The 12,468-nt window shown below is 73.1% G+C and carries 13 protein-coding genes; 7 read left to right on the top strand and 6 right to left on the bottom strand.

Translation table 11 applies throughout. From position 1 onward, the window contains the following. Positions 1-67: 67 nt before the first annotated feature. From ACZ5ID_RS31470 to ACZ5ID_RS31450, 5 genes are read right to left on the bottom strand one after another with little or no spacing between them, the layout of a single operon-like run. Positions 68-463: an NUDIX domain-containing protein gene (locus ACZ5ID_RS31470; protein ID WP_468904671.1), complete on the bottom strand. Its 396-nt coding sequence runs from the start codon at positions 461-463 to the stop codon at positions 68-70. Continuing rightward, on the bottom strand, positions 460-1,683 hold the full coding sequence (locus tag ACZ5ID_RS31465; RefSeq protein ID WP_468904669.1) for a hypothetical protein: 1,224 nt from the start codon (positions 1,681-1,683) through the stop codon (positions 460-462). Before ACZ5ID_RS31465 ends, ACZ5ID_RS31470 begins: the two co-directional genes overlap by 4 nt. Beyond that, positions 1,680-2,444 carry a dTMP kinase gene (locus tag ACZ5ID_RS31460; protein WP_468904667.1) on the bottom strand — a complete coding sequence of 255 codons (765 nt, stop codon included), beginning with the start codon at positions 2,442-2,444 and terminating at the stop codon, positions 1,680-1,682. Before ACZ5ID_RS31460 ends, ACZ5ID_RS31465 begins: the two co-directional genes overlap by 4 nt. Next, on the bottom strand, positions 2,441-4,420 hold the full coding sequence (locus ACZ5ID_RS31455) for a hypothetical protein (RefSeq protein WP_468904665.1): 1,980 nt from the start codon (positions 4,418-4,420) through the stop codon (positions 2,441-2,443). Before ACZ5ID_RS31455 ends, ACZ5ID_RS31460 begins: the two co-directional genes overlap by 4 nt. Further along, a complete protein-coding gene (locus ACZ5ID_RS31450) occupies positions 4,417-5,226 on the bottom strand; it encodes a glucose 1-dehydrogenase (protein WP_468904663.1) in 810 nt (269 codons plus the stop codon). Before ACZ5ID_RS31450 ends, ACZ5ID_RS31455 begins: the two co-directional genes overlap by 4 nt. A gap of 382 nt (positions 5,227-5,608) precedes the next feature. On the opposite strand from ACZ5ID_RS31450, the gene ACZ5ID_RS31445 reads away from it, so the two are divergent. Genes ACZ5ID_RS31445 through ACZ5ID_RS31415 form a run of 7 tightly spaced genes read left to right on the top strand, consistent with a single transcriptional unit; the run spans position 5,609 to position 11,998 of the window. Continuing rightward, positions 5,609-6,814 carry a M16 family metallopeptidase gene (locus ACZ5ID_RS31445; protein ID WP_468904660.1) on the top strand — a complete coding sequence of 402 codons (1,206 nt, stop codon included), beginning with the start codon at positions 5,609-5,611 and terminating at the stop codon, positions 6,812-6,814. Next, positions 6,811-7,638, top strand: coding sequence for a hypothetical protein (locus ACZ5ID_RS31440; protein ID WP_468904658.1), 828 nt, complete (start codon positions 6,811-6,813; stop codon positions 7,636-7,638). Before ACZ5ID_RS31445 ends, ACZ5ID_RS31440 begins: the two co-directional genes overlap by 4 nt. Beyond that, entirely contained in the window at positions 7,635-8,690 is a 1,056-nt protein-coding gene (locus ACZ5ID_RS31435; protein ID WP_468904656.1) for a nucleotidyltransferase family protein, read from the top strand. The genes ACZ5ID_RS31440 and ACZ5ID_RS31435 overlap by 4 nt, the downstream gene beginning before the upstream one ends. Then, positions 8,687-9,640: an ABC transporter ATP-binding protein gene (locus ACZ5ID_RS31430; protein WP_468904654.1), complete on the top strand. Its 954-nt coding sequence runs from the start codon at positions 8,687-8,689 to the stop codon at positions 9,638-9,640. The genes ACZ5ID_RS31435 and ACZ5ID_RS31430 overlap by 4 nt, the downstream gene beginning before the upstream one ends. Beyond that, a complete protein-coding gene (locus ACZ5ID_RS31425) occupies positions 9,640-10,407 on the top strand; it encodes an ABC transporter permease (RefSeq protein WP_468904652.1) in 768 nt (255 codons plus the stop codon). The genes ACZ5ID_RS31430 and ACZ5ID_RS31425 overlap by 1 nt, the downstream gene beginning before the upstream one ends. Further along, positions 10,404-11,216 carry an ABC transporter permease gene (locus ACZ5ID_RS31420; RefSeq protein WP_468904650.1) on the top strand — a complete coding sequence of 271 codons (813 nt, stop codon included), beginning with the start codon at positions 10,404-10,406 and terminating at the stop codon, positions 11,214-11,216. Before ACZ5ID_RS31425 ends, ACZ5ID_RS31420 begins: the two co-directional genes overlap by 4 nt. A 2-nt stretch (positions 11,217-11,218) precedes the next feature. Then, positions 11,219-11,998 (top strand): HAD family hydrolase, encoded by a 780-nt coding sequence (locus ACZ5ID_RS31415; RefSeq protein WP_468904647.1) that lies wholly within the window; start codon positions 11,219-11,221, stop codon positions 11,996-11,998. On the opposite strand, the gene ACZ5ID_RS31410 is transcribed toward ACZ5ID_RS31415, so the two are convergent. Beyond that, the gene (locus tag ACZ5ID_RS31410; protein ID WP_468904645.1) at positions 11,962-12,447 is read right to left on the bottom strand and encodes a carboxymuconolactone decarboxylase family protein; all 486 of its coding nucleotides are present in this window, start codon (positions 12,445-12,447) and stop codon (positions 11,962-11,964) included. The genes ACZ5ID_RS31415 and ACZ5ID_RS31410 overlap by 37 nt on opposite strands. Between the last annotated feature and the right edge of the window lie 21 nt (positions 12,448-12,468).

Raw genomic sequence — 12,468 nt, 5'->3', positions numbered from 1 at the left:
CGCGCACAACTCTCACCGGCCGCTGGTCTCCAGGGGTCTGGCGCGAACCGGTAAACGGAGGGACATCCTACGTTGCCGGGAGTTCGACCAGGTGAGGCACTATGGCGGCCGGTTTCACCCCGACGGACGCCACCTCGGTCAGGGGCACCCACACCAGCCGGTACTGGTTGCCGGCGTGGTCCCGCTCGCTCTCCGGGCCGCCCAGGCGCGGGGTGCCGGTGGCCCGGCCCATCACGAAGTAGTGCTCGGTGCGGCCCGCGTTGTCGAGGGTGAGCAGGTGCGAGGCCACGTCCGCCGACAGGCCGGTCTCCTCGGCCAGTTCGCGTACGCAGGCCTGTTCGGGTGTCTCGCCCTCCTCGACTCCCCCGCCCGGCAGGGTGTGGTACTCCGCCCCGTCCTTGCGGCGGTGGATCAGCAGTACGGCGTCGCCCTGTCGGACGATGGCCACGGCCCGGGACTTCATCGGGTCCTCCCATGATCGATCAGTGTGCGCAGGACGGTACCGAGGTCGTCGCGCCCGTTCCAGAAGTGCAGTGCCAGAGCCGTGCACACGGCCCGGTCGGTGGGGTCGAGGGTGTCGAGGTCGAGGACGCCGACCGCCCGCATCACCAGGTAGGGGGCGAGCCGGCGGTCGAGGAGTTCGGGGCCGCAGGCCTCCGCGAACACGTCCAGCAGCCGGTGGAGCAGGTCCGCGCGGGCGGGCGAGAGCCGGTGGGCGACGTCGACGCGGAGCGTCGCGGTGCGCGGGTCCAGGTGTGCGGAGCACAGCGGGGCGGCGTCCGCAAAGGGTTCCTCCCGCCAACGGTAGGCGGCGGGGTGGTACTTGGGGAACAGGTACCCGCCGCCGAGGAAGAGCGACCAGAAGGCGGTCGCGAGCTCGCCCCGCACATCGTTGTGCCCGGCATTGCTCAGATCGACGAAGACCGCGCCCCGGCCCACGTTGGTCTCGCTGAAGTCTCCCTGGGACAGCACGCAGTCACGCTCGCCGAGGCCGTCGAAGTACGCCGCGGTGCCCTCCAGGCACTGCCGCATCGTCACCGGCTGCGGCACCCCGTTGACCACCACCGTGCGGTCCAGCCACGGCCGTCGGCGCTCGACGTACCAGGGGATCAGCCGTTCGCCGACGCGGCGGGCGAAGAAGCCGTCGATGGGCGAGGACGAACGCACGCTGCGCCGGGCGCAGTTCGCGCGGATACGGTCGAGCAGCGGCCCGACCTCGTGCTCGGGCAGCAGCGTCCCGGCCCGCTCCGCCCGGCACAGCAGGTCGAAGAGGGTGCCGCGCCCGAGCCCCATGGAGGGCAGGTACTCGTACACCAGGACCGTCCCCGCGCCCGTGCGCAGCAGGGACAGCAGGGTGGGCACCCGGTTGCCCGCGGCGCCGAACTCCAGATAGCCGGCCAGTTCGGCGACGGCGTTCCCGGCGTCTACGTACTTGAAGAAGTGCGGCCGGCCGCCGCGCTGGGCGAAGCCGCAGGTCGAGTTCTTCAGCTCGCTCACACCGGTGATCAGGTAGCCCCAGGACGTCAGCGCGTGCCGCCAGGCGGGGGTGCGGGAGCCGGGCGGGCCCGGCGGCGGGGGCAGCACCTCGACCCCGCTGAGCGCCTCGACGGCTGCCCAGTCCCGTGCCCCGGCCCGCTCGGTGAGCAGTTGCCGCAGGGAGAGCGCGGTCGCGGGCGCGGTCACGGGGACCCGGCCAGGCCCGCGCGCACCCAGGCGGCGGCCCGGGCCGCCGTCGCCTCCCGCTCGGCTCCGGGCAGACCGAGCGCGTCGGCGCCCTTCAGTAGGTCCTCCACGATGTCCTGGACGCGCTGCTGGTAGACGAGGAAGCTGTCGCGGTAGGCCTCCGCGGGCCCGGCGAGGCGCAGTGCGTCGTCGCCGTGCAGGTCCACCCCGCACTCCCAGTACGAGAAGGTCGGCGCCAGGGCCGCCTTGCGGTCGAAGCACTCGGCGACCGGGGTGCGCAGATGCAGGGTGCGGTGCGGCAGCGTGGCCGGGGCCAGCAGGGCGCTCAGCCACTGCCGGTCGCAGCCGCGGGCCTCCGAGCGGCCGATGACGGAGTAGAGGTAGCGGTCCATGATGACCACGCCGCCCGAGGCGAGGTGGGGCAGCACCTCGCGGTTGACGAGGTCGGTGAGCGAGGCCGCGTACAGGAGCGCCATGGTGTACGGGTCCCAGTTGTCGTACTTGCCGCGCGCCTTGGCGTGCCAGATGAGCGGGTTCCTGATGAACGCGCAGACCCGGACGGACCAGCCGTCCTCGGTCAGCGCCGCCTTCAGCAGTTCGATCTGCGTGGTCTTGCCCGCCCCGTCGGGTCCTTCCAGCGCGATGAGCCGTCCCGGCGCCACCGCCTCGGCGGCTGCCGGCCCGATGTTGCGCACCGGCGCCAGTCGGGGGTAGGGCCGGACCACTTCGGCGGGGCCGGGAACGTCGTCGTCGATCTTCACAGTGGTGCTCCTGCGGTCGTGCGGTCGGGTCCGGGGAGGGCGGGCCGGGCGGGGGGTGCGGGGTCGGTGGCCAGGTACCGTTCGAACCACTCCAGGACGGACGCGGCGACCGCCGCGATCTCCTCGCGCCCCATCTGCCGGTATTCCGTGCGGCCCGGAATCCGGGCCCGGTCCGGGGCGGGGAACATCCGGTCGAAGAGGGCGGAGATGGCGCTGGGGTCGGTCTCCTCGGCACCGGCGAGCCGGAGCAGCATCTTGGCGGCGTTCAGCACCGTCTTGTACAGGGCGTAGGGGCTCGTCCCGACGCCCAGCAGCGGTCGCCGGAGCTCGTGCAGGGTCCTCGCCAGGTACTGGATGGTCTGCTGATGGCGCTGGGGGGCGCCGAACTCCGGCAGTTCCAGGTCGTCACTGACGTACTGGCAGCCGATCCGGCCCTGCTGGAGCGAGTGCAGGGTGCTGAAGGTCCGTGAATCGCAGCGCTGGAGCAGCAGCTCATGGCGGGTCAGGACGGTGACGCCGAGTTTCACGTCCAGCTCGCCGCGCAGCCGCGCCAGTGCGCCGGCGAGGTCGGCGGTGGTACCGGCCTCGACGCCGACCAGGACGTCGAGGTCGCTCAGTTCGGGGTCGGCGGTGCCGAATCCGACGCTGCCCGCCACGACGAACAGCAGCAGCCGCTCGCCCAGCGCGGCCCGGAGCCCCGTCAAGGTGGTGGCCGCGGCCCGGCGCAGCGCCGTCGGGGCCGGCAGCTCCAGGGGGCCGGCCATCCGCAGGGACGCCGCGGCCGGGGACGCGCCGGCGCCGGTCATCAGCCGGTCCAGCGCGAGTTCCAGACCGGGACGGGGGCCGGTGTTGTCGATGAGGAGGTCGCACTCCGCCGCGATCTCGTCGGCTCCCCGGAAGAGCTTCACCTCGTCGTTGCGGGCCAGGGCGGCGGGGTCGACGAGCGAGCGCCGGGCCCGGACGGGCGGCGCGGCGTCCAGGTAGACCACGCTGAGCCGTTCCCCGAGGAGCCGCTTCAGCTCCCGGGTGAGCCCGGGCCGGTGCAGGCTCTCGATGGTGTAGTCGCGCAGGTAGTAGTGCGCTCGGGCATACCGGTCCAGCTCGTCGACCACCAGCTCGGCCAGCGGCCCGGGCTCCTCCTCGTACGGCGTCGCGAGGCCGTGCCGGGCGGCGGCCAGGTCGACGAGGTACCCCAGCTTCAGCCGGGTGGTGCCGAACCGGCGGCGCAGATACTCGCCCGCGCTGCTCTTGCCGCTCTCCGACAGGCCCCCGAGACCGACGACGTGCCGGACGTCCTCCAGCAACGGCCGGGTGTGGAGGCCCACTTGGGCCAGATGGGCGCGGAGCTGGTTCTGTACGTCGACGATCGCGGCCCGGTCCGCCTCGATGACCGCGTCGTGGCGGGAGCGGCGGGTCTCCAGCGCGGTGTGCAGCAGGTGCTGGTAGCGCCGGTACCGCTCGTCCGCGACGCGCTCCCGTCCGACGCTGAGCGCGGCGCCGTCGGCCGCCGGGCCCAGGGACAGCAGCACGCTGTACGTCTCGGGGGCCCGGTCGCCCAGGACCTCGGCACGGACGCCCGCGACCAGGGTCTCCGCGTCCCGCGCGGAGCGGCCGTCCTTGAGCATCACGGAGGCGACGCAGGCGGCCTCGACGGTGGCCAGACCGCGGTCGAGGATGACCCAGGGGTGCCGGCCGGTGAGCGCGTCCAGCCGCCGGCCGTAGCCTTCGAGGAGCAGCCCGACCAGTTCCTCGCTCCGTGACTCGGTGAACCACCAGTGGGCCAGTTCGGCGCCGGTGAGCTCCGGCCACCGCGGAAGGTAGTGGTGGACGCCCCCGCCGACGCACACCCCGTCGCCGGTCGCCCGGCGCAGCAGTCTGAGCTGAGTGGTCTTGCCGGAGTTGTCGGCGCCGTCGAGCGCGATGACCCGGGTCCGGACGGGGCTCCGCGGGCCCGCGGGGGGCCGGTGGCCGGTCACGAGGTCCAGTCCTGCTGGAAGTCGGTGTGCAGGCTCAGTCCCCCGTCGATGAGGACCGACTGCCCGGTGATGTAGCGCGCGGCGTCCGAGAGCAGGAACAGGGCGAGCCCGGCCACCTCGTCGGGCTCCCCGATCCGGCCCAGCGGGATGCGCGCCTCGGCCCGGGCCTTCTTGTCCCGGTCGGCGACCCAGTCCCGGTTCATCTCCGTGTCGATGGCGCCGGGGCCGATGGCGTTGACCCGGATGCCGTGGCGCGCATACTCCAGGGCCAGGGTGGCGGTGAGCATCCGCAGCGCCGCCTTGCTCGCCGCGTAGCTGGCGAACCCCGGCTTGGGGACCGTCTCGTGGACGCTCGTGATGTTCAGCACCGCGCCGCGGACGCCGGTGCCGACGAAGTGGTCCAGAGCCGTCCTGGCGCACAGGAACGCGCCGACCAGATTGGTGTCGAGGACCCGCGAGAAATCCGCCAGGGACTGGAGGTGAGCGGCCGAGGGGAGCTGCTCGCCGGCATTGTTGACCAGAAAGTCGAGCGAGCCCGTTCCGCTCAGCGCGAGCTGGAACATGTCCTTCACCGCGCCTTCCGAGGACACATCCGCCTCGATGAGGCGGTAGTCGGCGCCGAGACCGTCCAGGTATTCCCGGGTCTCCTTTTCCCGGCGGCGGCCGGCCGTACTGCTCCAGTCCCGGTCGTTGAGGACCACACGGGCACCGGACCGGGCCAGGCCCCAGGCTATGGATCGGCCGATCCCGGAACCCGCACCGGTTATCAGGGCGCTTTTGCCTGCCATCGGCAACTGGTCGGTCATGGCTGGCCGAACCCCTCTCGTCTGCTGGTGAGCAGCCCAGCCTGGCAAGCCGCCATATACCGCTGATCTACGTCGCAACGGCCCCGCATATACGCCTCATCAACGAATTATCTATACGCGGAGAAAATCCACGATGCCCTTCGATCCGGGCTTGACCCGGCGTTTTTGCTGCCCATATGTTTCTGGGGCACCCCCGACCGAACGAGAACGAGGAGGGAGGAAACGAAAATGCGCGCTCACAAGGTCTCGCTCCGTCCGCGTCTGGACAAGACGTCGACGAAGCAGCGGTAATTTCCGCTCATAAAAGCAGGGCGGAGCACTTGCTCCGCCCTGCTTTGTCTCTCCTCGCGAAACCGTCAGAGAAACCCATGGAAAGGCCGAGATGCCGCCCTCGCCCACCGTCGTCGTACCCACCGCACTGCCGACGATCGCGCTGCTGGACGAGCGGCTGCGCACGACCAGCGTCTGCCTCGCCGTCCGCTACGGCTCCCGCGACGACCCGGCGGAGCACGGCGGCCTCGCCCATCTGCTGGAGCACACCCTGATGTCGGCCCCGCTGGACGGGCGCCCCTCGTTCTGCGAGCAGGTGGAGCGCCTCGGCGGCAACGCCAACGCCGAGACCGGCCTCGACATCATGCTCTTCTACGCCCAGGTGCACGCCGACGACGCCGACGCGGTGGCGCGGCTGCTGCACCAGGCCGTGCTGCGGCCGGAGTTGACCGACGCGGTGCTGGACACCGAGCGCGACGCGGTCCTCCAGGAGCTCGCCGCGGCGCAGGCCGACCCGGGCGACGTCGTGCAGGACGCCTTCCTGGCCCGGCTCTTCCCCGGCCATCCACTGGGCCGGCCGGTCGGCGGCGATGTCGGCCAGATCCGCCGGATCACCCTCGCCGACGTACAGGAGGGGCACCGCACCAGGTTCCTCACCAGCGCCATGACGCTGGTGGTGGTCGGGCCCCGGCTGCCGCGGCTGGACGGGCTGGGGCGGACCGTCGCACCCACCGCCGTCCCGGCTCCCGCCCAAGCCCTGCCGCCGCTCGCCCCGGACTCCGCCGTCGACTGGCCCGAGGAGTACGGCTGGGTCTGCGTCGGCGCCCGCTCCGGCGCGGCCGACGACCCCGGCCGCCGCCGCTTCGCGCTCCTGGCCCAACTCCTCGGCGACAGCCCCTCGTCCCCGCTCTACCGCAGACTGCGCAACCAGGCCGGACTGGCCTACTCGTTCGCGTGCTGGGACCGCGGCTACCAGGAGGCCGGGGCGTGGCGGGTGCTGGTCGGTGTCGAGCCGGGCAACGGCGAGACCGTCGTGGGCATCGTGCGCGACCTGCTGACCGAGCTGGCGTCGGCCGGGCCCGACCCGGAGGACCTGGAGGCCGCCCGCCGGCAGGCCCGGATGCGGCTGATCCTGGACAGCGAGTCGCCGTTGGACCAACTGCGCATGGTCGCGCAGCGCAGCCGGGCCGGCACCGCCGAGTGGTCGCTGGCCGCTGAGCTCGCGGCCCTGGACTCCGTCGACGCCGAACAGGTGCGCGCCGCCGCGGCCGAGGTCCTGGACGGGCTGACCGTCGCCGTACGACCGGAGGCGTCATGAGCTCCCCCGTCCTCGCCACCCCCGCCTATCTGGCCTGGGCCCACGCACAGGAGGTGCGGGCCGAGATCGGCCCGCACACCTATGTGGCGGGCGCGCAGACCGATCCCGTCACCCGGGAGCGCCGCTGTCTGGTGGAGTACGCGGCACCGGAGCTGCTGACCGCTCCCGCCGCACTCGCCGAGCTGGAGCGCCGGCTCGCCGCCGCGCACCCGGACGCCGACGCCCTGCTGCTGCGTGCGCCGGGTGACACCGTGCTGCCCGCGCCCTGGCGCCCGTCGGTCAGCTATGTGCGCCACACCGGCGCCGTGCCGCCGGCAGCCGAGCGGTCCGCCGGGCTCGCCGTCGTACCGGCCGGGCCCGAGCACGACCCGCTGATCACCCAGTGGCTGGCCCGCGCGATCGCCGACGGCTACGGCCCGGCGTCCGGCGACGCCCGAAGGGCCGGGCTGGTCGACGCCGCGGCCACGGAGGTACGGGACGCCCCCGACCGGGTCTCCTTCCTGCTGACCCGCGACGGCCGCCCGATCGGGCACGCCTCCGTGCTGACCGGGGCTCAGGACGAGGTCACCGGCGCCGAGTTCGTCGACCTCTTCGACCTGCTGGTCGACGACGCCGACGCCGTACGGCCCGGGACCGCGGCGCTGGTCGCCGCGTGTGCCGCTCTCGCCGCCGAACGGGGCCGGCCGCTGTTCGGCAACGTCGTGCACGACAGCACCGGCCCCGACAGCGGCGCCCGGGTCGTGGCCTCCCTCCAGGGGCGCGGCTGGCACCTCGACCACCGATTCTGGCGCCGTCCCCGCCCCGACGAGGAGACCCCCGTATGAGCACCGCCGTCCATGACGACCCGGTCGATCTGCCGCTGCTCTACCGGCTGTTCGACCTCTCCCCCGACGAGGACCTGCGGGTCCTGGTCCGCCGCGCCCGGGCCACCCGGGAGGCCCTGGTCCAGCTGGTCTTCTCCGTCGCCGAGCGGGCCGGACACCGCCTCGGCACCGGCTCCGCCGACGAACTGCGCCGCGCCCGCGCCCGCGCGGAGGACTACCGGCGCCTGCACACCGCGATCAGCGCCGCCCACCAGGTCCACGTACTCAAGGGACCCGCGATCTCCCAGCACTACCCCGAAGGCGTCCTGCGGCCCACCGGCGACCTCGATCTGGTCGTGGCGGACGAGCGGGAACTGTGGGCCGTGGTGCGGGTGGTGCTCGGCCACCAGAGCGTAGAGCACCTCGACTACTCCGTGGTCGACGGCGAGCGGCGGCACATGATGGCCACCCTGTCCTGGACACCGCTGGATCCGCTGCTCGACCGCGACGCCAAGGTCGACGTGGGCACCGCCGCCTACTTCGGGGACGGCGCGGTCCTGCCCGTCCGCTCCCGGCCGCCGTCCGACGAGGTGCTCACCAGTCTCCTGGCGATAGCGGAGGAGCGGTTCCAGCGCGCCTTCCACGCCGTCGACGCGATCGACGTGCTCGTGCTGTCCCGGACCGGCCCGGAGTCGGTCGCCTCGGCCGAGGCGACGGTCCGCGAGTTCCGGCTGGCCCCGGAGGTGACGGAACTCCTCGCCCACGCCGGGCGGTGCGCCCCGCTCGGCCCCTTCGAGGAGCTGCGCCGACGGCTGGAGCCCGCCGCGGAGCAGGAGCGCGAGCGGCGCTCGGCGGCGACCGCCGCGCCGCCCGCACGGGTCCGTTACGGCATGGAGCTGCGCCGGGCCCACCGGCCCGACTGGCGGCGCGCGGTGGAGCACCACGCGGGCGGCGACACCCTGATGCTGACCCCGGTCGGCGACTACCTGCTGGTCGAGTCCGAACTGGTCGCGCCGGACCGCTACGAGACGGCCCTCGCCGCCCTCCCCCACCTGCCCGAAGGACCCCGATGAGTGCGATCGAGACCCGTGCGCTGTGCCGCGACTACGGCGAGGGCCGGGCCGGCGCCCGGCGTTCCCACGCCCTCACCGACGTGGACCTGACCGTCGAGGCCGGTGAGGTGCACGGCCTGGTCGGCCCCAACGGCGCCGGCAAGACCACCCTGTGCAAGATCCTCTCGACCGTCCTGGAGGCGACCTCCGGCACCGCGAGCGTGCTCGGGCACGACGTCAGCACGGACGCGGCGGCAGTCCGCCGCGACATCGGGATCGTCTTCGGCGGCGACCGCGGTCTGTACGGACGGCTCAGCGCCCGGCAGAACCTGCGTTTCTGGGCCGCCATGTACGGCCTGCACGGCCCCGCGCTGCGGCTGCGCGTCGACGAGCTGCTGGAGCGCCTCGGTCTCGCCGACCGCGCCGGCGACCGCGTCGACACCTTCTCCCGCGGTATGAAGCAGCGGCTGCACCTGGCGCGCGGGCTGGTGGGCGACCCGAAGGTGCTGCTCCTGGACGAGCCCACGGTGGGCATGGACCCGGTGGCCGCCCGCGACTTCCGCGGCCTCGTCGGGGAGATGCGCGCGGAACGCAGGACCGTGCTGATGACCACCCACGACATGGCCGAGGCCGAGGCGGTCTGCGACCTGGTGACGATGATCGACCGGGGGCGGGTGCTGCTGACCGAGACACCCGCCGAGATCGGCCGGGTGGTACCCCGGCACGAACGCGTGGTCGCCGGCGGCGTTCCCGCCGCGGCACGGCGGGCGCTCGCCGAGCTGGAGGGCGTCCTCGCCGTCGAGGCCGAACCGTCCGGCCGGCTGCGGGTGGAGACGGCCGACTCTTCGGTGACCCGTACCGTACTGCGGCTCCTGGTGGAGGCCGGGGTGTCCGAACTCTCCACCCAGCGCCCCAACCTGGAGGACGCCTACCTCCACCTCATCGGCGACCGAGGGATGGCGGTCGGCTGATGCGGATCTTCCTCACCGGCTTCCGGTTCCAGCTCCGCGTCGCCCTGGGCGCCCCGGACACCCTCCAGATCTGTGTCACCGCGCCGCTGTTCACGCTGGTCTTCATGGCCATCTCGGAGCACGCGGGACGGCCCGATCTCGCCCCGTTCGCCATCGTGTCGCCCACTCTCATGTCGCTGTGGACGCTGGCCCTGTTCATCGCCGGGGAGCTGATCGGCGACGAGCGCAGGTCCGGCACCCTGGAGGCGCTGATCGCCGTACCGGCACGGCTGTCCACCCTGGTGATCGGGCGGATCTGCGCGGTGACCACTCTCGGTCTGCTCTCGTTCGCGGAGGCGTGGCTGGTCGCCGGGCTGGTCTTCGACCGGTGGCTGGCGGTGCGTCACCCGCTGGTGTTCGCCGTGTGCCTGGTGGTGACCGCGCTGGCGATGGCGGCGACCGCGACCATCTTCTCCCCGCTGTTCATCCTGATGCCCTCGGCGCGGACGGTGCAGAACACCCTCACCTACCCGTTCTACCTGCTCAGCGGCGTCCTCATCCCCGTGGCGATGCTGCCGTTCTGGCTCCGGCCGGCCTCCCACGTGATCTTCCTGTCCTGGAGCGGCGACCTGCTGCGCGACAGTCTGGCCGCCCCGGCGCCGCACGACGTGGCCGCCCGGCTGGCCGCCGTCCTGGCGCTGGGCGCCGCGAGCTATCTGATCGGAACGGCGCTGCTGCACCGCGTACTGCGCCGGGTCCGCCGACTAGGAACGCTGTCCCACTCATGAGCCTGACGACATCGATCACCGAGCCCGCGCGCATCATCCGTTACAGCGCCGTCAACGCGCTGGCCGACATGCGCGCCATGTACACCTGGAAGACGTGGACGTTCGGCTGGCTGGGCCGGATGCTGGCCCAGGTCACCTTCTTCGCCTTCTTCGGCCATGTCATCGGCTCCGCCGAGCAGACCCGCTACCTCCTCGTCGGCAACGCCGTCATGACCTGTGTCATCGAGTCGATGATGGTCATCGTCTCGACCACCTGGGAGCGGCGGGTCGGCACGCTCACCCTGCTGAGCGCGGCACCGGCCCCGCTCTCCTGGGTGTTCATCGGCCGCAGCCTGCAGTGGCCGGTCAGCGGGACGGCAACCTCGCTGGCCGCCCTCTTCGCCCTGGGACCGGCCTTCGGGGTGCACTGGCAGGCGGGGCAGATCGCCCCCGTGACGGCCCTGGTCGTCCTCACCGCGGCGAGCACCTACTGCTTCGGTCTCTTCGTCGCGGCGGTGGCCTTCAACGCCGACGGCGCCCGCAACATCGTCTCCAACGCCACCTATCTGCTGATGATGGCGGTCTGCGGGGTCCAGGTGCCGACCTCGTACTGGCCCGAGTGGGTACGGGCGGTGGCGCAGGCGATCCCCCTCACCCAGACGCTCAAGGCGATCCGTTCCGTCGTCGCCGGTGCCGGGGTCGCCGATGTCCTGGTCCCGGCCTGCTGGGCGGTGCTGCTCGGCGCCGGCTGGCTCACCGCGGCCACCTGGATGTTCCGTCTGATGGCCCGGCGGGGCCGGCGGACGGGCTCGATGGGAGCGGGTGCCTGACGATGGCGCGGACCCGTGGCGCGCGCCTGCCGCCCACCGACGCCGTGGTCCTGGACTGCGACGGCACCCTCGTCGACACCCAGGTCCACTGGGACCGCGCCTGCGCGGCCGTCTGCGCCCGGCACGGGGTGTCGCTGCCGGACACGGAGCGGCTCGCCCTGGTGGGTCTGCACCTGCCGGAGCTGGGCCGGGCGCTGGGCCGGGCGCTCGGCCGACCGGCCGCCCACGAGGCGCTGGCCCGCGAGGTCCGCGAGCTCGTGGAGGCCGGTCTCGCCGAGGGTGTCGGCGCCATGCCGGGCGCGGTCGACTTCGTGGCGCGGCTGGCCACGAGCCGCCCGCTGGCGGTGGTCTCCAACTCCCCGCGCCACGCCGTCCTGCGCCACCTCGGACACATCGGCCTGGCCGACGCGTTCGCGCTCGTCCTGGGCAGCGACGACGTCGAGCACCCCAAACCGGCCCCCGACCTCTACCGCGCCGCCTGCGAACGGCTGCGCGTGCGGCCCCGAGGCGCGGTTGCGGTGGAGGACTCGGCGATCGGGGTGCGCTCCGCCCGGGCGGCGGGCCTGTACGTGGTCGCCGTCGCGCCCTCCCCCGGCCCCGAGCCGACCGGCGACGCGTTCCACACCACCCTGGCCGACCCGGCCCTGCTGCGGAGTCTGACCCGGCGCCCCCGACGCGCGGGGGCCCGGCCCCGGACCGTACGATCCGGGGCCGGGCCGCAGACCGGTACCGGTACCGGTACCGGTCAGTTGAACGCGCTCGCGAGCATGCCGACCTCGTAGGAGCCGCCCTGCTGGTGGACCGTCACGGCCAGCCGGTTGGCGGCGTTGATCAGGGCGGTCAGGGCGACGAGCGCGGCGATCCGGTCGTCGTCGTAGTGCTCGCGCACCTGCGCCCAGGTCTCGTCCGACACGCCCTGGTGGGCGTCCGCGAGCCGGGTGCCCTCCTCGGCGAAGGCCAGCGCGGCCCGCTCCGCCTCGGTGAACACGGTGGTCTCGCGCCAGGCCGCGACCAGGTTGAGCCGGACCGCGCTCTCCCCGGCCGCCGCCGCCTCCTTGGTGTGCACGTCGATGCACCAGCCGCAGCCGTTGATCTGGCTGGTGCGCAGCGCCACCAGCTCCTGCGTGGAGGCGGGCAGCGACGACTTCTGGAGCAGCATGCCGGCGTTGGCGAACCGCTTGGCGAACTTGGCGCCGAACTCGTTCTCGAACAGGTGGAAACGGGGTTCCATGACGTCGTCCTCACATGTGGT

Source organism: Streptomyces sp. NPDC031670 (genome assembly GCF_055580545.1).
This window is presented reverse-complemented; position numbering and strand designations above follow the sequence as displayed.